This window comes from Lentzea sp. NPDC036955, from assembly GCF_055608005.1.
The window spans coordinates 395,193-415,364 of record NZ_JBVJRC010000008.1 but is presented as its reverse complement, the minus strand read 5'-3'; the positions used below and the strand labels follow the sequence as shown (position 1 = coordinate 415,364).

21 protein-coding genes are annotated in these 20,172 nt (G+C 70.5%); 4 read left to right on the top strand and 17 right to left on the bottom strand.

The window, feature by feature from the left end; all coding sequences use genetic code 11:
- Nucleotides 1–200: 200 nt before the first annotated feature.
- The 8 genes from ACZ7CF_RS28725 to ACZ7CF_RS28690 all read right to left on the bottom strand — a co-directional run bounded on the left by ACZ7CF_RS28725 (nucleotide 201) and on the right by ACZ7CF_RS28690 (nucleotide 7,464).
- Nucleotides 201–1,313 carry a glycosyltransferase family 4 protein gene (locus ACZ7CF_RS28725; RefSeq protein WP_360391605.1) on the bottom strand — a complete coding sequence of 371 codons (1,113 nt, stop codon included), beginning with the start codon at nucleotides 1,311–1,313 and terminating at the stop codon, nucleotides 201–203.
- Between the two features lie 37 nt (nucleotides 1,314–1,350).
- Nucleotides 1,351–2,253 carry a phosphatidylinositol mannoside acyltransferase gene (locus tag ACZ7CF_RS28720; protein WP_470371020.1) on the bottom strand — a complete coding sequence of 301 codons (903 nt, stop codon included), beginning with the start codon at nucleotides 2,251–2,253 and terminating at the stop codon, nucleotides 1,351–1,353.
- Nucleotides 2,250–2,852: a phosphatidylinositol phosphate synthase gene (pgsA, locus tag ACZ7CF_RS28715; RefSeq protein ID WP_360391610.1), complete on the bottom strand. Its 603-nt coding sequence runs from the start codon at nucleotides 2,850–2,852 to the stop codon at nucleotides 2,250–2,252. The genes ACZ7CF_RS28720 and pgsA overlap by 4 nt, the downstream gene beginning before the upstream one ends.
- An 89-nt stretch (nucleotides 2,853–2,941) precedes the next feature.
- Entirely contained in the window at nucleotides 2,942–3,781 is an 840-nt protein-coding gene (locus ACZ7CF_RS28710; protein WP_360391613.1) for a helix-turn-helix domain-containing protein, read from the bottom strand.
- Between the two features lie 280 nt (nucleotides 3,782–4,061).
- Nucleotides 4,062–4,241, bottom strand: a complete 180-nt coding sequence (locus tag ACZ7CF_RS28705; protein WP_470371019.1) for a hypothetical protein — start codon at nucleotides 4,239–4,241, stop codon at nucleotides 4,062–4,064.
- Nucleotides 4,242–4,312: 71 nt separating this feature from the next.
- Nucleotides 4,313–4,876 (bottom strand): HIT family protein, encoded by a 564-nt coding sequence (locus tag ACZ7CF_RS28700; protein WP_360391619.1) that lies wholly within the window; start codon nucleotides 4,874–4,876, stop codon nucleotides 4,313–4,315.
- Nucleotides 4,873–6,921 carry a threonine--tRNA ligase gene (thrS, locus tag ACZ7CF_RS28695; protein ID WP_470371018.1) on the bottom strand — a complete coding sequence of 683 codons (2,049 nt, stop codon included), beginning with the start codon at nucleotides 6,919–6,921 and terminating at the stop codon, nucleotides 4,873–4,875. Before thrS ends, ACZ7CF_RS28700 begins: the two co-directional genes overlap by 4 nt.
- A gap of 48 nt (nucleotides 6,922–6,969) precedes the next feature.
- Complete coding sequence (locus ACZ7CF_RS28690) at nucleotides 6,970–7,464, bottom strand: GNAT family N-acetyltransferase (protein WP_470371017.1); 495 nt, start codon at nucleotides 7,462–7,464, stop codon at nucleotides 6,970–6,972.
- A 130-nt stretch (nucleotides 7,465–7,594) separates the two neighbouring features.
- Here ACZ7CF_RS28690 and ACZ7CF_RS28685 point away from each other — a divergent pair, with 130 nt between their 5' ends.
- Nucleotides 7,595–7,894: a hypothetical protein gene (locus tag ACZ7CF_RS28685; RefSeq protein WP_360391627.1), complete on the top strand. Its 300-nt coding sequence runs from the start codon at nucleotides 7,595–7,597 to the stop codon at nucleotides 7,892–7,894.
- Nucleotides 7,891–8,289 (top strand): hypothetical protein, encoded by a 399-nt coding sequence (locus ACZ7CF_RS28680; RefSeq protein WP_360391630.1) that lies wholly within the window; start codon nucleotides 7,891–7,893, stop codon nucleotides 8,287–8,289. Before ACZ7CF_RS28685 ends, ACZ7CF_RS28680 begins: the two co-directional genes overlap by 4 nt.
- Nucleotides 8,290–8,372: 83 nt before the next feature.
- Here ACZ7CF_RS28680 and ACZ7CF_RS28675 read toward each other — a convergent pair whose 3' ends face one another.
- The 6 genes from ACZ7CF_RS28675 to ACZ7CF_RS28650 form a co-directional block, all read right to left on the bottom strand.
- On the bottom strand, nucleotides 8,373–10,016 hold the full coding sequence (locus ACZ7CF_RS28675; RefSeq protein WP_470371016.1) for an AMP-binding protein: 1,644 nt from the start codon (nucleotides 10,014–10,016) through the stop codon (nucleotides 8,373–8,375).
- 185 nt (nucleotides 10,017–10,201) lie between these two features.
- Nucleotides 10,202–10,897: a FadR/GntR family transcriptional regulator gene (locus tag ACZ7CF_RS28670; RefSeq protein WP_470371015.1), complete on the bottom strand. Its 696-nt coding sequence runs from the start codon at nucleotides 10,895–10,897 to the stop codon at nucleotides 10,202–10,204.
- 15 nt (nucleotides 10,898–10,912) lie between these two features.
- A complete protein-coding gene (locus ACZ7CF_RS28665) occupies nucleotides 10,913–11,680 on the bottom strand; it encodes a 3-oxoacyl-ACP reductase (RefSeq protein WP_360391640.1) in 768 nt (255 codons plus the stop codon).
- 30 nt (nucleotides 11,681–11,710) lie between these two features.
- The gene (locus tag ACZ7CF_RS28660) at nucleotides 11,711–13,063 is read right to left on the bottom strand and encodes an aldehyde dehydrogenase family protein (RefSeq protein WP_470371014.1); all 1,353 of its coding nucleotides are present in this window, start codon (nucleotides 13,061–13,063) and stop codon (nucleotides 11,711–11,713) included.
- Nucleotides 13,060–13,755 (bottom strand): gamma-glutamyl-gamma-aminobutyrate hydrolase family protein, encoded by a 696-nt coding sequence (locus ACZ7CF_RS28655; RefSeq protein WP_470371013.1) that lies wholly within the window; start codon nucleotides 13,753–13,755, stop codon nucleotides 13,060–13,062. Before ACZ7CF_RS28655 ends, ACZ7CF_RS28660 begins: the two co-directional genes overlap by 4 nt.
- Complete coding sequence (locus ACZ7CF_RS28650; RefSeq protein ID WP_458431156.1) at nucleotides 13,742–15,082, bottom strand: glutamine synthetase family protein; 1,341 nt, start codon at nucleotides 15,080–15,082, stop codon at nucleotides 13,742–13,744. The genes ACZ7CF_RS28655 and ACZ7CF_RS28650 overlap by 14 nt, the downstream gene beginning before the upstream one ends.
- Before the next feature lie 110 nt (nucleotides 15,083–15,192).
- On the opposite strand from ACZ7CF_RS28650, the gene eat reads away from it, so the two are divergent.
- Nucleotides 15,193–16,617 (top strand): ethanolamine permease, encoded by a 1,425-nt coding sequence (eat, locus tag ACZ7CF_RS28645; protein ID WP_360391650.1) that lies wholly within the window; start codon nucleotides 15,193–15,195, stop codon nucleotides 16,615–16,617.
- 36 nt (nucleotides 16,618–16,653) lie between these two features.
- Here the strand turns inward: eat and ACZ7CF_RS28640 are convergent, their stop codons facing one another.
- The 3 genes from ACZ7CF_RS28640 to ACZ7CF_RS28630 are packed head-to-tail and all read right to left on the bottom strand — an operon-like array spanning nucleotide 16,654 to nucleotide 19,092.
- Complete coding sequence (locus tag ACZ7CF_RS28640; protein WP_360391653.1) at nucleotides 16,654–17,298, bottom strand: response regulator transcription factor; 645 nt, start codon at nucleotides 17,296–17,298, stop codon at nucleotides 16,654–16,656.
- Entirely contained in the window at nucleotides 17,286–18,422 is a 1,137-nt protein-coding gene (locus tag ACZ7CF_RS28635; protein WP_470371012.1) for a sensor histidine kinase, read from the bottom strand. The genes ACZ7CF_RS28640 and ACZ7CF_RS28635 overlap by 13 nt, the downstream gene beginning before the upstream one ends.
- Nucleotides 18,423–18,438: 16 nt before the next feature.
- Complete coding sequence (locus tag ACZ7CF_RS28630; RefSeq protein ID WP_458431152.1) at nucleotides 18,439–19,092, bottom strand: DedA family protein; 654 nt, start codon at nucleotides 19,090–19,092, stop codon at nucleotides 18,439–18,441.
- Between the two features lie 177 nt (nucleotides 19,093–19,269).
- Here ACZ7CF_RS28630 and ACZ7CF_RS28625 point away from each other — a divergent pair, with 177 nt between their 5' ends.
- On the top strand, nucleotides 19,270–20,133 hold the full coding sequence (locus tag ACZ7CF_RS28625) for a 3-hydroxybutyryl-CoA dehydrogenase (protein ID WP_360391660.1): 864 nt from the start codon (nucleotides 19,270–19,272) through the stop codon (nucleotides 20,131–20,133).
- Nucleotides 20,134–20,172 lie beyond the last annotated feature (39 nt).

The window sequence follows — 20,172 nt, the reverse complement described above, 5'->3', positions numbered from 1 at the left end:
GGACGCGGCACCCGCCATGGCCGGGACCACGGACGCCACCCGAGCCGTAGCAGCCGGAACCGCGGCAGCCCGAACAGCGGCAGCCCGAGCAGTGGCAGCCCAAGCAGTGACACCCGGAACCGCGGCGGCCGGAGCCGCGGCGGCCGGAACCGCGACCACGCGGGCACCCGGCACCGCGAGCGGGCAGCGGTCGGCGCGGGTCATGCCTCGGCCACCCGGCGCGGGTCGGCGGCGATGGCGGTCTCGTACACGCGCAGGACCTGGCTGGCGACCACGGACCAGTCGAAGGTCTGCACGCGGTCGGAGGCGGCGGCCACGTACTCGGCGCGCAGCGCGGTGTCGCGCAGGACGGAGCGGAGGGCGTCGGCCAGGGCCGCGGCGTCGCCGACCGGGAACAGCGCGCCGGCCTTGCCGTCGTCGAGGACTCGGCGGAAGGCGTCGAGGTCGGAGGCGACGACCGCGGTGCCCGCCGACATGGCTTCGGTGAGGATGATGCCGAAGGACTCGCCGCCGGTGTTCGGGGCGACGTAGACGTCGATGCTGCGCAGCATGCGGGCCTTGTCCTCGTCGCTGACCTGGCCGAGCAGGTCGACGCGGGCGGCGAGGGGGCCGGTGAGCTCGTGTTCGCCGCGGCCGACGACGAGCAGGCGGAGGTCGGGGAACTCGTCGGCGATCAGGCCGAAGGCCTCCCAGAGGATCGGCATGCCCTTGCGGGGTTCGTCGTAGCGGCCGACGAAGCCGATGGTGCCGCCGGGGCGCGGGTAGCCGTCCAAAGTGGAGGCGGAGGCGAAGAAGTCGACGTCGACGCCGTTCGGGATCTCCACGGCGTCGCCGCCGAGGTGTTCGACCTGGACGCGGCGGGCCAGTGCGGAGACGGCGATGCGGGCGGTGACCTTCTCCAGGAACGGCTGCAGCACGCCCTGGAACGCGGCCAGCATCTTCGAGCGCGGGGTGGAGGTGTGGAAGGTGGCGACGATCGGGCCGTCGGCGACCACCAGTGCCAGGAACGACAGGGACGGGGCCGTCGGCTCGTGCAGGTGCAGGACGTCGAAGGAGTGCTCGTCGATCCAGCGGCGCACGCGCGCGTAGGACACCGGGCCGAACGACAGGCGTGCGACGGAGCCGTTGTAGGGGATGCCGACGGCGCGGCCCGCGGAGGTGACGAACGGGGGCAGCGACTGGTCGTCGTCGGCGGGGGCGAGGACGTTCACCTCGTGGCCCAGGCCGATCAGGGCGCGGGCCAGGTCGACGACGTGGGCCTGCACTCCGCCGGGCACGTCCAACGAGTACGGGCAGACGATTCCGATCTTCACCGGGGCACGACCTCCACCTGGGCGGGATCCCGTGGTCTCACCGGACGTGCCGGCGGGCCAGCGCGGCGCGGCGGCTCTCCGGCAGGTCCGCGAGCCAGAGCTTCTGGAGCATGTGCCAGTCGGTGGGGTGCGCGGCGATGTCGGCGGCGAAGACGTCCGCGAGGGCCTGGGTGGCGGCGGGGACGGTGCTCACCTTGATCGGCGGGTGGATGCGGAACTGCCAGCCGTCCTCGGTGTTCCAGCAGCCGACCGGCAGCAGGGCGGCGCCGGTGGTGGCGGCCAGGTGCGCGGGGCCCGCGGGCATCAGGGTCTGCTCGCCGAAGAACGTCACGGGCACGCCGGAGGAGGTCAGGTCGCGGTCGCCGAGCAGGCACACGACCTTGTTGGCGCGCAGGCGTTCGGTCAGCACGGCCGTGGGCGGGCGGTCGCCGCCGGTCAGCGGCAGCACCTCGAAGCCCAGGGTCTCGCGGTACTCCACGAACCGGCGGTACAGCGACTCGGGCTTCAGCCGCTCGGCGACGGTGGTGAACGTGCCGGAGTGGGCGACGAGCCAGACACCGGCCATGTCCCAGTTCCCGCTGTGCGGCAACGCCACCACGGCGCCGGTGCCCTCGCGCAGTGCCGCGTCCAGGTTTTCCGTGCCGGAGATCAGCTGGTCGCACTTCTCGGCCACCGCGCGGTGGTCCATCGTCGGCAGGCGGAACGCCTCGCGCCAGTAGCGCGCGTACGACCGCAGCGACTCCCGCACGAGCTCGTCGAGCTCCTCGTCGCCCGCCCGCGGGACGACCCGGCTCAGGTTCTTGCGCAGCTGCTGCACGCTCGCGCCGCCCCGGCGGGCCGCGTGGTCGGCGCCCGCCTGGAACAGGCCGCGCGCCCACGGCTCCGGCAGCAGCCGGATCAGCTGCCAGCCGGCGGTGTACCCGAGCGTCGCGAGGTTCACGCTGCCTCCCGCGCTGACCTCGACACGGCGAGGACGCGCTGCACCACCGTCGCGACCGTCATGACCGCGAGCAGCCACAACGCCACGTCCAGCAGGTGTGGCACGCCCAGGCCCTGCACACCGGCGCCGACGAGGGCCACGATGAACCGCTCCGCCCGCTCGGCGATGCCGCCGTCGGCGGAGAGCCCGGTGGCCTCCGCCCGCGCCTTCACGTACGAGATGACCTGCGCGGCGACCAGGCAGACGAACCCGGCGGCCGCCGTCCAGCGGGCGCCGGAGTCGAGCGCGTACCAGGTGAGCGCCGCGAACAGGGCGCCGTCGGCGATGCGGTCGCAGGTGGCGTCGAGGACCGCGCCGAACTTCGTCGGGCCGGCCGCGCGGGCCATCGCGCCGTCGATCAGGTCGAGCAGCACGAAGAACGCGACCAGCGCGCTGCCGAGGAACAGCTGCCCGCGGGGGATGAACCACAGCGCGCTCGCGACGGCGCCCACGGTGCCGACGACGGTGACGACGTTGGGTGTGAGGCCACGCGCCAGCAGCCACGCCCCGATCGGATCGGTGACGCGCGAGACGGACGCGCGAGCGAAGATGTTCAGCATGGCGGTTCGCAGCCTAGCTGGACTGCTGAAACGTGCCTCCCGCGGGTGAGCGGGCGCCGGCCGCAGCGGCTGCCGCGGCCCCTCGGCCGCTACGTGAACCTGCGGTGGTCCTCCGCGATCTTCTTCAGCAACCCCTGCAGCTCCTCTCCCCGCACCGCCGTCCGCTCCAGCCGGCCGAACAGCGCGAGGTACTCGCGCACGTCCAGCGGGTCGGTGATGGTGGCGTTGCCGGTCAGCACGCTGACCGTGACGACGCGCTCGTCGTAGATGTGGAAACCGTGCAGCGCCACCACGTTCGTGTCCGCCGACCAGGGCACGACGCCGAGCCGGACGTTGGGCCGGCGCTGGATCGCGGCCAGGTGCTCGACCTGCTCCGCCATCAGCTCCGACGACCCCATCCGCCAGCGCAGCGCGCTCTCGGTGAGCACGAACACGAACTGCTTCGCCAGGTCGTCCATCCGGGACCGCCGCACCCGCAGCGCCGCGACGGCCGCCTCCTGTTCGGACGGCGGCATCGTCGCCAGCACGGTGCGCAGGTAGGCCTCGGACTGCAGCAGCGACGGCACGAGGTTCAGCTGGAAGAACCTCGACGTCGCCGCGCGGGCCTCGACCCGGCTGATCGTCTGCTGGTGGCGGTGCGCACCCCGGTGCAGCACGACGCGGCGGGTCTCCGCCTCCGCGTGCAGCGACCGGGCGAGTTCGACCAGTTCGACCCGCGTCTCCCTCGTCGCGGCGAGCTCCGCGACGAGGCGCTCCACGTCGGTGACGGACGGGAGCAGCATGCCGTTCTCTATCTTCGACAGCTTGGACTGGCTCATCCCGGTGGCACGGGCGGTGGCCGTGCCGGTCATCTTCGCCTCGGTGCGCAACCGGCGTAGTTCACGCGAAAGCCGTTCTCTCGCTAATCGCGAACGCTCAGGTGCGGTCATGTTCGCACCGTAACCATTCGGACACGCTGAGACGATCGGCCATAGGCGGGGACTTGACTTCCAGTTGACACCTCCAGGTGGGTGATCTCACCTACCTGGAATCGCTATGCGCTGGCCGAATGTCTCGATCACCCGACTAAATGCACCCGAAAGTTGCAACGCAACCTATTCCGCACCGCATGGAAACTCCGCCGATTGTCCTACCAGGACAACGGGGGTGCTTTTTGTCACTTTTTTGTCCAAGAAATGGTACGGGTTTCAAGCACGCGCGGCCGCGCGCTCATACCGGCTTTCGCCAGCGCAATACCGCGCGCACACCCAGTCCGATGCCGCCGAACACGAGGGCGAACGCGATGAGCCCGAGCCCCGGCGCGTCGTCGGCCTGGGCGTACAGGAGCGCGCTCACGCCGAGCGCGATGAGCAGGACACAGCCCAGCAGGGGCAGCAGCAGTCGAGGCATAGATCGACTATCACTCAGCAGCTATCGAAAGTCAATAGATAGCGAGTGGTAGTCGATCTATGCCCGCAGCGTCAGTCGAGCGCCCGCCAGCCGTCGGCCAGCAGTTGCCTGGTCTCCCCCAGCAGCTGCGGCAGCACCTTCGTGTGCCCGATGACCGGCATGAAGTTCGCGTCCCCGCCCCACCGCGGCACCACGTGCTGGTGCAAGTGCGCGGCGATCCCGGCACCGGCGACGACGCCCTGGTTCATGCCGATGTTGAACCCGTGCGGCGCGGCCACCCGACGCACCACGCGCATCGCCTTCTGCGTGAACGCGGCGAACTCGGCGGTTTCGGAAACCGTCAGGTCCGCGTAGTCAGGCACGTGCCGATACGGCAGCACCATCAGGTGCCCCGGGTTGTACGGGTAGAGGTTCAGCACCGCGAACACTTCCGACCCGCGGGCGATGATCAGGCCCGATTCGTCGTCCAGTTCGACCACTCGGCAAAACGGACAACCGGCCGGTTCATCGCCGACCGCTTTGCCCTCGCCCTTCACATAGGACAGGCGGTGCGGTGTCCACAACCGCTGCAATGCGTCGTGGACACCGACACCCTCCTGACCGGAAAGTTCCGGCTGCTCGAACTCGGACGTCACGAGAGCAGTTCCGCCGTCGGCGAGGCGTTCTCGCGGCGACCGACCCACTCGACGATCTGCTCGACGGCGCGCTCCACCGGGACGCCGTTGATCTGCGTGCCGTCGCGGAACCGGAACGACACCGCGTTCGCCTCCACGTCCTTGGCGCCGGCCAGGAGCATGAACGGCACCTTCTGCAGGGTGTGGTTGCGGATCTTCTTCTGCATCCGATCGTCCGAGGCGTCGACCTCGACCCGGATGCCCTGGCGCTTGAGGACGTCGCGCACCGCGAACAGGTGGTCGGCGTTCTCGGAGGTCACCGGGATGCCCACGACCTGCACCGGCGCGAGCCACGCCGGGAACGCGCCCGCGTAGTGCTCGGTCATCACGCCGAAGAACCGCTCCACCGACCCGAACAGCGCGCGGTGGATCATGACCGGGCGCACGCGCGAGCCGTCGGGCCCGGTGTACTCCAGCTCGAACCGCTCCGGCAGGTTGAAGTCGAGCTGGATGGTCGACATCTGCCAGGTGCGGCCGAGGGCGTCGCGGCACTGGACGGAGATCTTCGGGCCGTAGAACGCGGCGCCACCGGGGTCGGGCACCAGCTCCAGGCCGGACTCCCGCGCCACCGACGCGAGCGTCTCGGTCGCCTCGTCCCAGATCTCGTCCTCACCCACGTACTTCTCCGGGTTCTTGGTCGAGAGCTCCAGGTAGAAGTCGTCGAGGCCGTAGTCGCGCAGCAGGCCGAGCACGAACTCCAGCAGCGAGGCCAGCTCGTCGCGGACCTGGTCGCGGGTGCAGAAGATGTGCGCGTCGTCCTGCGTCATGCCGCGCACGCGGGTCAGGCCGTGCACCACGCCGGACTTCTCGTACCGGTACACGCCGCCGAACTCGAACATGCGCAGCGGCAGCTCGCGGTACGACCGCCCGCGCGACTTGAAGATCAGGTCGTGGAACGGGCAGTTCATCGGCTTGAGGTAGTAGTCCTGGCCCGGCTTGCGGACGGTGCCGTCCTCGTTCAGCTCGGCGTCGAGGTGCATCGCCGGGTACATGCCGTCCTTGTACCAGTCGAGGTGGCCGGAGACCTCGAACAGGTTGCCCTTGGTGATGTGGGGCGAGTAGACGAACTCGTAGCCCTCTTCGGTGTGCCGCTGGCGGGAGTAGTCCTCCATGGCCTTGCGGATGATGCCGCCCTTGGGGTGGAACACCGCCAGGCCGGAGCCGATCTCGTCAGGGAACGAGAACAGGTCCAGCTCCACGCCGAGCTTGCGGTGGTCGCGGCGCTCGGCCTCGGCCAGGCGCTCCAGGTGGGCGTCCTGGGCCTCCTGCGACTCCCACGCGGTGCCGTAGATGCGCTGCAGCTGCGGGTTGTTCTCGTTGCCGCGCCAGTACGCGGCGGCCACGCGGGTGAGCTTGAACGCCGGGATGTGCTTGGTGGTCGGCACGTGCGGGCCGCGGCACAGGTCGCCCCAGACCTGCTCGCCGGAGCGCGGGTCGAGGTTGTCGTAGATCGTCAGCTCGCCGCCGCCGACCTCCATGACCTCGCTGGTGTCGACGTCGCTCTTGAGGTCGACCAGCTCCAGCTTGAACGGCTCGGACGCCAGCTCGGCCTTCGCGGCGTCGACCGACTCGACGACGCGCCGGGAGAACCGCTGCGAGGACTTGATGATCTGCTTCATGCGCTTCTCGAGCGCCTGCAGGTCCTCGGGGGTGAAGGGCTTCTCGACCTGGAAGTCGTAGTAGAAGCCGTCCTTCACCGGCGGGCCGATGCCGAGCTTGGCCTCGGGGAACTGCTGCTGCACCGCCTGCGCCAGCACGTGCGCGGCGGAGTGGCGGATGACGCTGCGGCCGTCCTCGGTGTCCGCGGCGACCGCTTCGACCTCGACGTCGACCTGCGGGGTCCACGACAGGTCGCGCAGGTGGCCCTCCGCGTCCTTCACGACGACGATCGCGTCGGCGCCCTTGCCGGGCAGACCTGCCTCGCGCACGGCCGTGCCCGCCGTCGTCCCAGCCGGAACCACCACGCGCGGCGGGTTCTGGGCGACTGCTGGGCGCGACTCGGACACGATGACTCCTCGGTGTGACTCTCGGGCTGGAACTTTGTGTTCAGCAGGTCAGATGTTATCGGTGCTCAAAACCGACATGACGATCGCGTCGTGGAAGACGCCGTCCCAGAGCAGCACGTCGCGCAGCCGGCCCTCCTCGCGGAAGCCGCACTTGCGGTAGACGTGCAGCGCCCGCTCGTTGAACTCGTACACCTCCAGGTCCACCCGGTGGAGGTTGCGCTCGGTGAACGCGTGGTGCAGGACGTGCTTGACCGCCGCCGTGCCGTAGCCCTTGCCGAACCCGTCCTGCAGCGCGATCCGCAGCCCGGACTTGCGGTTGACGTCGTCGATCGGGCTGAGCACGACCTCGCCCAGGTACCTGCCGTCCACGGTGATGGCGCGGGTGTAGCGGTTGGGGTCGGCCAGCGTGCGCTCGATGTAGGCCTCGTAGTCCTCCAGGGTGAACGTGCCGTGCGTGCCGGTGAACCGGTTGACCTCGTCGGCGTGCGGCCCGCCGTCGGCCATGGCCTGGGCGAACTCCTTGCGGAGGGGTACGAGTTCCATGCCTTCGATTGAAGCCGGTCGACGCAACCGGTTTGTCATACGCACGCTCGTCTGAGTGGTTTTCCGGATGCGTTCCAGCGGCCGGGGCGGGCACGCTGTGGGCCCGTCCGCCGATGTGAGGAGCGCTGACATGCACGATCCCGTGGTCGAATGCCCCGTCCGCCGCACGGCGTCCAACCGGGACGAGCTGCGCCTGCTCTACGCCGACCTGCGCGACCACTACGCCCGCCGCGACGCCCGGGACGGCACCCGCACCACGCTGCACTTCCTGTGGTCGGGTGTGCTGGACGCCGAGCTGTTCGGCGCCACCTACGCCGACCAGCGCCACGTCTTCGCGGCCTCCCGGCCGATCATGAACTCGCGGCTTCAGGAAACGAACAGGCAGCTGTCAGGCTGTGCTCAGTCGAGCGGCGCATCGTTGGTGCCATGAGCGAGCAGGGACAGGCGCCTCCCCCACCGGAGCCGCCGCGCAACGAACCACCGGAGGACCGGCCCGCCGCGGACCAGCCGACGACGCCCCACCGGGCACCGCCTCAGCCGGACCCGGCCGCGGCCACACCGGCCGCTGCCCCGCCTCCCCCGGCGCCGCCGGTCACGCGGTCCCGGTTGAGGGGGTTCGCGCGCCACCGGGCCACCCAGCTGGTCGCCGTGGGCCTGCTGGGCCTGGTGCTGGGCGGCGGCATCGTCGGCGCGGTGACCGCCAACCGCTTCGACGACCGCGGCGGACCGGGTCACCACCGCGTGCACGACCGCGGCGAACGCGGGCCGGACCGCTTCGACCAGCGCGGCCCGCTCGACCAGCGGGGCGACCGCTTCGAGCGGTGACACCGGCCGAGCGCGCGACTCGCGCACCGAGTCCCCGACCGCGGGTCGCGCGCTCACCCGGGGCCGGGAACGCACGCCGCCGGCTACTGGGCCTGCGGTCCCAGCCGGATCGCCAGCAGCTGGCGCCGCACCACCTTGCCGGTCGCGTTGCGCGGCAGCTTCGGCACGACCACGACCTCGCGCGGGACCTTGTGCCGCGCGAGCCGGGTGCGCACGAACTCGCGCAGCTCCCGCACGTCGATCCGCGTGCCGGCCACCGGCACCACGAACGCGCGCAACCGTTGCCCGTACTCGGGGTCCGGCACGCCGAGCACCGCGGCGTCGCGCACCCGGTAGTGCGTCATGAGCAGGTTCTCCACCTCGACCGGGTACACGTTCTCGCCGCCGGAGACGATCATGTCGTCCTCGCGGCCGTCGAAGTGGAGCCGGCCGTTGGGATCGAAGTGCCCGAGGTCGCCGGTCGCGACGAGCCCGTCGATGGACTCCTTCTGCGTGCCGTCGGTGTACAGGTCGACGGTCAGCGAGCCGCGCACGTAGATGCGGCCGGTCACGAACGAGCGGGTGATCCGCTGCCCGGACTCGTCGTAGATCCGCACGAGGCAGTTGTGCGGTGGCATGCCGACGCTGGACGGCGCGGCGGCCAGGTCCTCGGGGGTCGCGACGGTGGCGACGGCGACTTCCGTTGAGCCGTAGAGGTTGTAGAGCACCGGGCCGAGCACGGCCATGGTGCGCTGGACGAGCTCGGGCGCGATGGGCGAGCCCGAGGAGAACACCACCCTCAGGTGGCCCAGGTCGAACGAGTCGATCACCGCGCGGTCCAGCTCCATGATCCGCTGCAGCATCGTCGGGACCAGCACCAGCGTGGTGCAGCGCTGGCCCTGCACCGACCACAGCGTCTTGCGCGGGTCGAACCGGCGGTGCAGCACCGCGCGGGAGCCCAGCGACATCGCGAGCGTCAGGTGCGAGTAGCCGACGGAGTGGAAGATGGGGGCGGCGATGAACGTCGACTCGTTCGCCCTCATCGGGATGCGGTCGAGGAAGTCCGACGCCGTGAGCACCGACTTGATCTCCCGCGCGGTGCCCTTGGGGACGCCGGTGGTACCGGAGGTCAGCTGGATCACCACACCGGGCTCGCGCGGCGGGTCGAGCTCACCGCGCGGTGCCTTGGCGACCAGCTGGTCGAGCGTCGGCGTGCGCCGGTCGAGCCCGTCGCGCGACCAGGCGAGCCAGCGCGGGACCGACGGCGGCAGCTGGTGGAACAGCGGGGTGAACTCCTCGTCGTGGATGACGACGGACGCGCGTTCGCGCTGCAGGAGGTCCAGCACGACCGGCGCGCCGAAGCCGGTGTTGACGAGCAGCACCCGGACGCCGAGCTTCGCGCACGCCAGCAGGGACTCGACCATGCCGCGGTGGTTGCGGCACATCAGCGCGACGACGTGGGTGTGCTGCACGCCGAGCGACCGCAGGCCCTGCGCGATCGCGGTGGACCGCCGGTCGAGCTGCCGGTACGTGACGGACCCGCGGTCGTCGACCAGCGCGATGCCGTCCGGGTTCAGCCGCACCGCACGGCGCAGCGCCGTGACGTTCGGGCCCCAGACCGCCACCTCGCGCAACGCCTGCACGGACATCTTGACGTTCGTGAGGTTGACCATGCCCGCTTCGGACAAGACGCGGAGTGAGTGCACCCGGCCCACGGCGTCGCGGAACACCTTGCGCAACCCTGGCATCAACAGCTCCTCGCGCTGCAAGTCCCCCGAGGTGTTCGGACGGTAACTGTCGGCAAGCCGGACGCCAAGTGTTGTTCCACGCGGAATGAGCATGACAACACGACAACCGAACCTGCAAACGTTTTCATGTTAGCGGAGTGGCCGGACCGGCGCGCTGTGAGCGCCCCAAGAGGCGGTCTGGGCGGTCAGACCAGGAAGCCCCGCAGCAGTGACGCCGTCCCGTCGAGGTGCTCGGCCATCTCCCTGCGCGCCGCGGCCGGGTCACCGTCCAAAATGGAAGCGATGATGCGCTCGTGCTGGGCGTTGGAGTGGGCGAGGTTCGGTTCGAGCAGCGGGATGGTGTCGAGCAGCTCGTTGACCCGCATCCGCGAGTCCGCGACCGCCGCGGTGAGCGAGGCCGACCCGGTGGCCTCCGCGATGGCCAGGTGCAGCCGCGAGTCCTTGCGCCGGTACTCGGCCAGCGCCGCCGTGGACGCCTCCGCCAGCCTGCTCCGCAGACCGCGGCGTTCGGCGGGGCCCAGCGACCGGCCGGCCGCCGCCTCCGCCGCACCGGTCTCCAGGACCTTGCGCAGCGTCAGCGCGTCGTGCAGGTCGCCGAGCTCCTTGCCGGGCGCGGACTCCGGGACCTCCTCGGTCACGAACGTGCCGCCGTAGCGGCCGCGGCGCGACTCGACGTAGTTGTTCTCCTGCAGCGACCTGATGGCCTCGCGCACGGTCACCCGGCTCACGCCGAGCCGGGTGGCGAGCTCCCGTTCGGACGGCAGCCGCTCGCCCGGCGCGACGACGCCGAGCCGGATGGACTGCATGAGCCGTTCGACGGTCTCCTCGAAGGCGTTGCCCGCCCGCACCGGGCGGAACAACGCCTCCTGCGCGTGCTCCATCTGCTGTGACGTCCCTTAGAGGGGGGTCACGTAGGCGCCGGAGATGCCGCCGTCCACGAGGAAGTTCGACGCGGTCATGAACGAGGAGTCGTCGGAGGCCAGGAACGCGACCGCCGCGGCGATCTCCTCGGGTTCGGCGAACCGGCCGAGCGGCACGTGGACGAGCCGGCGCGCGGCCCGTTCCGGGTCCTTCGCGAACAGCTCCCGCAGCAGGGGCGTGTTGACCGGGCCGGGTGAGAGCGCGTTCACGCGGATGCCCTCGCGTGCGAACTGCACGCCCAGCTCACGCGACATCGCGAGCACGCCGCCCTTCGACGCCGTGTAGGAGATCTGCGACGTCGCCGCGCCCATCGTCGCCACGAACGACGCCGTGTTGATGATGGAGCCCTTGCCGTTGGCCTGCATGTGCGGGATGGCGTACTTGCAGCACAGGTAGACCGACGTGAGGTTCACCTTCTGCACGCGTTCCCACGCCTCAAGTCCCGTCGTGAGGATCGAGTCGTCGTCGGGCGGCGAGATCCCGGCGTTGTTGAACGCGATGTCCAGCTTGCCGTACGTGTCCACTGTGGTCTGGAAGAGCGCCTTGACCTGCTCCTCGTCGGTCACGTCGACCTGGACGAACAGCCCGCCCACCTCGTCGGCCGCTGCCTTGCCGGTCGCCGGGTCGAGGTCGGCGACGACGACCTCCGCGCCCTCGCTCGCGAACCTGCGCGCGGTCGCGAGACCGATGCCGCTGCCGCCACCCGTCACGACGGCCACGCGGCCCTCGAGTCGCTGCACCATGTGTTGTTCTCCTGTCAGACGTGCCGGAAGTCAGGTGGCGATGAAGACGTTCTTGACCTCGGTGAAGGCGTCGAGCGCGTCGGGTCCGAGCTCACGGCCGAGCCCGGACTGCTTCACCCCGCCGAACGGCGTCCAGTAGCGGACGGACGAGTGCGAGTTCACCGACAGGGTGCCGGCCTCCACGGCCCGCGACACCCGGATCGCGCGGCCGACGTCGTTCGTCCAGATCGAACCGGACAGGCCGTACTCGGAGTCGTTCGCGATCCGGACCGCGTCCTCCTCGTCGGTGAACGGCAGGACGACGACGACCGGCCCGAAGATCTCCTCGGTGACCGTGCGGTGGCCGTAACCCGGTGTGAGGACCGTCGGCGGGAACCAGAAACCGGGACCGGCCGGGGCTTCGCCGCGGAACGCGACATGCGTGTCATCGGGCACGTAGGACGCCACCTTGCCGAGGTGCGCCGCGGAGATCAGCGGCCCCATCTCGGTCGCCTCGTCGCCCGGTGCGCCGACCTTCACGCCCTTGACCGCGGGCTCCAGCAGTTCCATGAACCGGTCGTAGACGCTCGCCTGCACCAGAATCCGGGACCGGGCGCAGCAGTCCTGCCCGGCGTTGTCGAACACCCCGTACGGCGCGGTCGCGGCCGCCTTCTCCAGGTCGGAGTCCGCGAAGACGATGTTGGCCGACTTGCCGCCGAGCTCCAGCGTCACCCGCTTCACCTGGTCCGCGCAGCCGGCCATGATCTGCTTGCCCACCTGCGTGGAGCCGGTGAACACGACCTTGCGCACCAACGGGTGCGTGACGAACCGGGTGCCGACGACGCTGCCCTTGCCCGGCAGCACCTGGAAGACGCCCTCGGGCAGGCCCGCCTCCAGCGCGAGCTCGCCGAGCCGGATCGCGGTGAGCGGCGTGACCTCCGCCGGCTTGAGCACCACCGTGTTCCCCGCGGCGAGCGCGGGTGCGAAGCCCCAGCCGGCGATGGGCATCGGGAAGTTCCACGGCACGATCACGCCGACGACGCCGAGCGGTTCGTGGAACGTCACGTCCAGCCCGCCGGCGACCGGGATCTGCTTGCCGAACAACCGCTCCGGTGCCGCGGAGTAGTACTGCAGCACGTCGCGGACGTTGCCGGCCTCCCAGCGGGCGTTGCCGATGGTGTGCCCGGAGTTCTCGACCTCCAGCCGCGCCAGCTCCTCGACGTGCGCGTCGACGACCTCGGCGAACCGGCGCAGCAACCGCGCGCGGTCACCGGGGGCGACGGCGCGCCAGCCCTGGAACGCCTTGTGCGCCCGGCCGATCGCCGCGTCCGTGTCGCCGAGGGTGGTGTGCGGCACGGACCGCACGACCTCCTCGGTGGCCGGGTTGATGACGTCAAAGGTCACAGCGTTGCGCTCCTTGCCACGTCCACGAGTGCTTCGAACAGCCTCAGGTCCTCGATGTCCTGCTCCGGGTGCGACTGCACGCCGACGACGAACCGCGCGCCCTCCAGCTCCACGGCCTCGACCGTCCCGTCCGGGGCCAGCGCCGTGACCCGCAGGCCGTCGGCGACCCGGTCCAGCGCCTGGTGGTGGTGGCACTGCACGGTGGTCCGGTCGCCGAGGACCCGGTGCAGCGCGGTGCCCGGTTCGACCGCGACGTCGGTGTGCTCGAACACGCCGGGCGCCGGGTTGTGGCCCTCGACGTGCTGGTGCAGCGTGCCGCCGAGCGCCACGTTGAGCACCTGCATGCCGCGGCACACGCCCAGCACCGGCAGGTCGAGCTTCAGCGCCGCCTCGACCAGCGCGAACTCGGCCTCGTCGCGGTCGCGGCGCGGTGGCCCGGTGCGCGGGTCCGGTTCGGCACCGTAGGTGGCGGGGTCGACGTCGGCGCCACCGGCGATCACCAGCGCGTCGAGGAACGCGACGCTCTCGGCGGTCCACGTGCCGACCGGAGGCAGCATCACCGGGTTGGCACCGGCCGCGACCACGCAGTCGAGGTAGCCGCGGTGGAGCACGGCGGCCTCCACGTCCCAGTGGCCGAACCGGGTGCGCTCCAGGTAGGTGCTGATGCCGACGAGGGGCTCAGAGGCGCTCAAAACCGCGCACCTTCTCCCAGTCGGTGACCGCCGCGTCGAACGCCTTCAGCTCCACCTTCGCGGCGTTGAGGTAGTGGTCGACCACCTCGGCGCCGAACGCGTCGCGGGCGAGCTCGCTGGCCGCCAGCAGGTCCGCCGCCTCGCGCAGGGTCGTCGGCACGGTCGGCCGGTCGGAGACGTAGGCGTTGCCGACGAACTCGTCCTCCAGCGGGAGCTTCCGCTCCACACCGCGCAGGCCCGCCGCGATCAACGCCGCCACCGCGAGGTAGGGGTTCACGTCACCGCCGGGCACGCGGTTCTCGAACCGCAGCGACTGGCCGTGGCCGACGACCCGCAACGCGCACGTGCGGTTGTCCCGGCCCCACGCCACCGCGGTCGGCGCGAACGAGCCCTCGACGTACCGCTTGTAGGAGTTGACGTTCGGGGCGAGGAAGTAGGTGAGCTCGCGCAGCGCGGCCAGCTGGCCCGCGAGGAAGTGCCGCATCAGCTCCGACATGCCGTGGCCCTGCGCGAAGACCGGGTCGCCGTCCCGGGAGCGCAACGACAGGTGGATGTGGCACGAGTTGCCCTCGCGCTCGTTGTACTTCGCCATGAACGTGAGCGACTTGCCCTGCTGCGCGGCGATCTCCTTGGCGCCGTTCTTGTAGATGGCGTGCTGGTCGCACGTGCGCAGCGCCGTGGTGTAGCGGAAGGCGATCTCGTGCTGGCCGGGGTTGCACTCGCCCTTGGCGGACTCGACGACCATGCCCGCGCCCGTCATGCCGTTGCGGATGGCGCGCAGCAACGGTTCCACGCGCGCGGTGCCCAGCAACGAGTAGTCGACGTTGTACTGGTTGGAGGGCGTGAGGTTGCGGTAGCCGGAGTTCCAGGCCTGCTCGTAGGTGTCGTCGAAGACGATGAACTCCAGCTCGGTGCCGACGTGGGCCTCCAGGCCGAGCTCGGAGAGCCGGTCGAGCTGTCTGCGCAGGACCTGCCGCGGCGAGGCGACGACCGGGTCGCCGTTCTCCCACACCACGTCGCACATGATCAGCGCGGTGCCCTCCTGCCACGGCACCCGGCGCAGGGTGTCCACGTCCGGCTTCATCACGAAGTCGCCGTACCCGTGCTCCCAGCTCGACATCGCGAAGCCGCTGGCCGGGTTCATCTCGACGTCGACCGCCATGAGGTAGTTGCAGCCCTCCGCGGAGTGCCCGAGGACCTCGTCGAGGAAGTACCGCGCCGCGCACCGCTTGCCCTGCAGGCGCCCCTGCATGTCCACGATCGCGACGAGGACGGTGTCGATCTCCCCGGCGTCCACGGCCGCGCGCAACTCCTCGACGGTCAGCATTCCGCGTTCCTCCAAAGGTATGCATGCGAGCCATTGGCGGCATCATCTTGACACCGCCGGGTGATGAGCGCCACCCTCAACCACTGCTTAAAGGACTAATGGGAGTCCATATGGCCAAGCATGTCGAGTACGAGAAGGTGAGCAGCGACTACCTGGAGCACCGGCAGCTGAAGCGAGGGGCGGCGGGCTGGGTCCTGCTCGCCGGGCTGGGTGTCTCGTACGTGATCTCCGGTGACTTCGCCGGGTGGAACTTCGGCCTCGCGCAGGGCGGCTGGGGCGGGTTGCTCGTCGCCACCGTCCTGATGGCCACGATGTACACGTGCATGGTGTTCGGCCTGGCCGAGCTCGCCTCCGCACTCCCCGTCGCCGGTGCGGGCTACGGCTTCGCACGGCGCGCGCTCGGCCCGTTGGGCGGCTACGCAACGGGTATCGCGATCCTCATCGAGTACGCCATGGCGCCCGCGGCGATCTCGGTGTTCATCGGCGACTACATCAAGGCGCTCGGCCTGCTCGACGCGACGTGGCCGGTGTACCTGGCGTGCTACGTGGTCTTCGTGGGCATCCACCTGTACGGCGTGGGCGAGGCGCTGCGGCTGATGTTCGTCATCACCGGTGTCGCCGTGGTCGCGCTGGTGGCGTTCGTGGCGGGCATGATCCCGAAGTTCGACTCCGCGAAGCTGTTCGACATCGGCGACGGCTCGTTCCTGCCGATGGGTGTCACGGGGGCGTGGGGCGCGATCGTGTTCGCGATCTGGTTCTTCCTGGCGGTGGAAGGGGTTCCGCTCGCCGCGGAGGAGGCCCGCGACCCCAAGCGCGACATGCCGCGCGGCATCATCGCCGCGATGATCGCGCTGCTGGTGTTCGCGGCGGCGATCCTGCTCGTCGCACCGGGCGGTGCGGGCGCGAACGCGCTGAAGGAGTCGGGCAACCCGTTGCCGGAGGCGGTGCGCGCGGCCTACGGCGGGGACACCTTCCTGGCACAGCTCGTGAACTACGTCGGCCTCGCCGGTCTGGTGGCGTCGTTCTTCTCGATCATCTACGCCTACTCGCGGCAGCTGTTCGCGTTGTCGCGCGCCGGGTACCTGCCGCGCTGGCTGTCGAAGACCGGCAGGCGCAAGACGCCGTACCTCGCGTTGATCGTGCCGGGCACCATCGGTTTCGTCCTGGCCACCACGATGAAGACGGTCGACCCGGTGAACGGCGGCGCGCGGATCATCAACATCGCGGTGTTCGGCGCGGCGCTGTCGTACGTGCTGATGATGGTGTCGCACATCGTCCTGCGGAAGACGGCACCGGACCTGCCGCGGCCCTACCGGACCCCCGGTGGCACCGCGACCACCGGTGTGGCGCTGGTGCTGGCGGTCGCGGCGGTCATCGCGACGTTCTTCGTGGACGAGGTCGCGGCGGGCGTCACCGCGGGCATCGTGCTGATCGCGGTGGCGTACTTCTGGTTCTACAGCCGGCACCACCTCGTGGCGAACGCGCCGGAGGAGGAGTTCGCCGCCATCGCCAAGGCGGAGGCGGAGCTGGATTAGGGCCTGGGCCGGCCGCCGCGCGGTTTCGTGCGGCGGTCAGCCCTGCAGGTAGCGCACGATCGCGAGCACCCGCCTGCTGTAGGCGGCGCTGTCGGTGAGGCCGAGCTTCTCGAAGATCGCGTTGATGTGCTTCTCCACGGCGCTGCGCGAGATGCTGAGCGCTTGGCCGATGCCGGGGTTGCTGTGCCCCTGCGCCATCTTCTCCAGCACGTCGCGTTCTCGCGCGGTCAGTCCGGCCAGCGGGTCGGCGTGCGCGCTGCGGGTGATCAGCGCGCGGACCACGTCCGGGTCGAACGCCTCGCCGCCGGCGGCCACCCGTTCCAGCGCGCCGAGGAACTCGCCGACGTCCATCACCCGGTCCTTGAGCAGGTACCCGACGCGACCACCCCCGGTGGTGATCAGCTCGGTCGCGTAGCGCTTCTCGACGTACTGCGACAGCACCAGGACGGCGACCTCCGGCCAGCGCCGGCGGATCTCCAGCGCCGCCCGCAGCCCCTCGTCGGTGTGGCCGGGTGGCATCCGCACGTCGGTGAGCACCAGGTCGGGCCGGTGCTCCTCGGTCCGCTCCAGCAACGCGGTGGCGTCACCGACGGCGGCCACCACCTCGTGCCCCTCCTCGGCCAGCAACCGGACCAGGCCCTCGCGCAGCAGCGTCGAGTCCTCGGCGATCACGACGCGCACGGCAGCTCCGCGGTGATCACGGTCGGGCCACCGGGCGGACTGTCCACTGTGAACACCCCGTCCACCGCGGCCACCCGCCGCGCCAGTCCGGACAGCCCGCTGCCCGCCGGGTCGGCGCCACCCGCGCCGTCGTCCTCGATCCGCACGACGACCATGCTGCCCCGCCTGCTCACCGACAGGTCGACCTGGGTGGCGCCGGCGTGCTTGCCGACGTTGGTGACGGCCTCGGAGGCGACGAAGTACGCGGGCACCTCGACGGTGCCGGGAGGGCGTTCGGTGAGCGCGTAGCGCAGGCGCACCGGAACGCCGGCGCGTTCGGCCAGCGACTCCAGTGCCGCGTGCAGACCGCCGCTGTCCAACCCGGCCGGGTACACCCGCCAGCTCACCTCGCGCAGCTCCAGCAGCACCCGTCCGGCCTCCTCGCGGGCCTGCTCCAGCAGTTCCGGCGCCTGGTCGGCACGGCGGCTCGCCCTGCCCAGCAGCACGCCCAGCGCGACCACCCGCTGCTGCACGCCGTCGTGCAGGTCGCGTTCGATCCGCCGGCGCTCCTCGGTGATCGCCTCGACCACCTCCGCGCGGCTCACGGTCAGCTCGGAGACCCTGCGCCGCAACACCTCCTGCGCGGTCGGGCCGAGGAAGTGGCGCGCCAGCCCGAGGTCAAGGCGCTCCACACCGAGCAGCGCCTGCACCGTCATGAACACCAGCAGCGTGCCGAACAGCACGAACGTGATCGGGTCGTACCAGCTCATCCGGCTCGGGCTGCCCGTGCCGAAGACCATCTGCCACACCATGACCGCGGCCGTGCCGGCACCGAGGACGATCAGCAGCAGCACGCCCGCGCCGAGCCCGCCGACGAGCCAGCGCACACCCAGGTACCGCAACGCCCGCCGGCCGGTGAAGTCCCCCGCGCTGCCCTGCCCGTGGAAGCGCTCGATCCGCCGGCCCTCGAACTCGGCGAGCACCCTGGCCGTCGTGAACACCGCTGGTCGCGCGGACCTCACCCCCAGCAAAGCCGCGGCGCAGACCACGAAGGCGAGCTCGGCGAACGCGGACGCTCCCCCGACCGCCAGCCCGGCCGTCCGGCGCGCGACACGGCGCAGCAGCCCACCGCGGTCGAACAGCACCCCGGCAGCGTAGCCGTCACCGGGCACGCGCCGACCGCCGTTCCCGCAGGCGGATGACCACGAACCACCCGGCGGCCAGCACGACCGCCGCGAGCACGGCCTTCTGGAACACCCCGGCGTACTCGTCGACCAGGTACCAGTTCGCGCCGAGCAGGTACCCCGCGCCCACGAACACCGTGTTCCAGATCAGGCTGCCCAGCGTGGTCAGCAGCAGGAACTTCGCGAAGCCCATCCGCTCCACTCCCGCGGGCAGCGAGATGAAACTGCGGAACAACGGCACCATGCGCCCGAAGAAAACCGCTTTCGCGCCGTGTTCCGCGAACCACTTCTCGGTCCGGTCGAAATCGGAGACCTGCACGAGCGGGATCTTCGCGACGAGGGTGCGGGTGCGTTCGCGGCCGAGCAGCATTCCGGCGAGGTACACGACGACCGCGCCCACGACGGAGCCGACCGTGGTCCAGAAGAGCGCCTCCCCCAGGCTGAACACGCCCCTGGCCGCGGAGAAACCCGCCAGTGGCAGGACGATCTCGCTCGGGATGGGCGGGAAGAGGTTGTCCAAGCCGACCACCACGGCAGCGCCCACGCCGCCGAGCGACTCCATCAGGCCCACGGCCCACCCGGCGAGTCCGCCGACCGGTTCGTGGGCGGTGGGCGCGACAACTGAGAACATCGAACTCCCCCAATTCCTTTTCGGTGAGCTCGATCTTTTCAACTCCTTTTTCCGGTCACCATGAGGAAGACCGTTCGTTTTGTGGTGCTCGTCCGCAGCTGCGGAACTGCGGAGGACCACACCCCCGTCCGGACCAGCACCACCTCGTTTCGAGCCGGTCGTGGCAGGATCGGGCCCGTGAGTGACATTCAACGTGTGGGAGTCGTCGGTTCCGGCCTCATGGGCTCCGGGATCGCCGAGGTGAGCGCTCGTGCGGGGCTCGACGTCATCGTCGTCGAGGTCAACGCGGGTGCGGCCGAGGCAGCGCAGGGGCGGATCGCCTCGTCGCTGGCCAGGGGCGTGAAGTCGGGCAAGCTGACCGAGGACGACCGGGCGGCCGCGCTGGGGCGGATCCGGTTCACCACGGACATCGGCGACTTCGCCGACCGGCAGTTCGTGGTCGAGGCGGTCGCGGAGAACGAGCAGGTCAAGACCGAGGTCTTCGCCGCGCTCGACAAGGTCGTGACGGACGAGGACGCGATCTTCGCCTCCAACACGTCATCGATCCCGATCATGAAGCTCGGCATGGCCACCAACCGGCCGGAGCACGTCATCGGCGTGCACTTCTTCAACCCGGTGCCAGTGCTGAAGCTCGTCGAGATCGTGCCGTCGCTGCTGACCGGCGCCGCCACGCAGGAGCGCGCCGAGGCGTTCGTGCGCGGCACCCTGCACAAGGAGGTCATCCGCTCGCAGGACCGCGCCGGCTTCGTGGTCAACGCGCTGCTGATCCCCTACCTGCTCTCCTCGATCCGCATGCTGGAGTCCGGGTTCGCCTCGGCCGACGACATCGACAACGGCATGGTGCTCGGCTGCGCCCACCCGATGGGGCCGCTGCGGCTGACCGACCTGATCGGCCTCGACACCACGAAGGCCATCGCCGAGTCGATGTACGAGGAGTTCAAGGAGCCGCTGTACTCGCCGCCGCCGCTGCTGCTGCGCATGGTGGACGCGGGGCTGCTGGGCAAGAAGTCCGGCCGCGGGTTCCACAACTACGCCCGGTAGAACGCACGCGGGGACCTTTCGTACTCTCAGAGGGTACGA

Coding starts and splice junctions, on each gene's coding strand:
- pgsA (WP_360391610.1), bottom strand. CDS start 2,852: ATGCTGAACATCTTCGCTCGCGCGTCCGTCTCGCGCGTCACCGATCCG.
- ACZ7CF_RS28710 (WP_360391613.1), bottom strand. CDS start 3,781: ATGACCGCACCTGAGCGTTCGCGATTAGCGAGAGAACGGCTTTCGCGT.
- ACZ7CF_RS28705 (WP_470371019.1), bottom strand. CDS start 4,241: ATGCCTCGACTGCTGCTGCCCCTGCTGGGCTGTGTCCTGCTCATCGCG.
- ACZ7CF_RS28690 (WP_470371017.1), bottom strand. CDS start 7,464: ATGGAACTCGTACCCCTCCGCAAGGAGTTCGCCCAGGCCATGGCCGAC.
- ACZ7CF_RS28685 (WP_360391627.1), top strand. CDS start 7,595: ATGCACGATCCCGTGGTCGAATGCCCCGTCCGCCGCACGGCGTCCAAC.
- ACZ7CF_RS28680 (WP_360391630.1), top strand. CDS start 7,891: ATGAGCGAGCAGGGACAGGCGCCTCCCCCACCGGAGCCGCCGCGCAAC.
- ACZ7CF_RS28675 (WP_470371016.1), bottom strand. CDS start 10,016: ATGCCAGGGTTGCGCAAGGTGTTCCGCGACGCCGTGGGCCGGGTGCAC.
- ACZ7CF_RS28670 (WP_470371015.1), bottom strand. CDS start 10,897: ATGGAGCACGCGCAGGAGGCGTTGTTCCGCCCGGTGCGGGCGGGCAAC.
- ACZ7CF_RS28665 (WP_360391640.1), bottom strand. CDS start 11,680: ATGGTGCAGCGACTCGAGGGCCGCGTGGCCGTCGTGACGGGTGGCGGC.
- ACZ7CF_RS28650 (WP_458431156.1), bottom strand. CDS start 15,082: ATGCTGACCGTCGAGGAGTTGCGCGCGGCCGTGGACGCCGGGGAGATC.
- eat (WP_360391650.1), top strand. CDS start 15,193: ATGGCCAAGCATGTCGAGTACGAGAAGGTGAGCAGCGACTACCTGGAG.
- ACZ7CF_RS28630 (WP_458431152.1), bottom strand. CDS start 19,092: ATGTTCTCAGTTGTCGCGCCCACCGCCCACGAACCGGTCGGCGGACTC.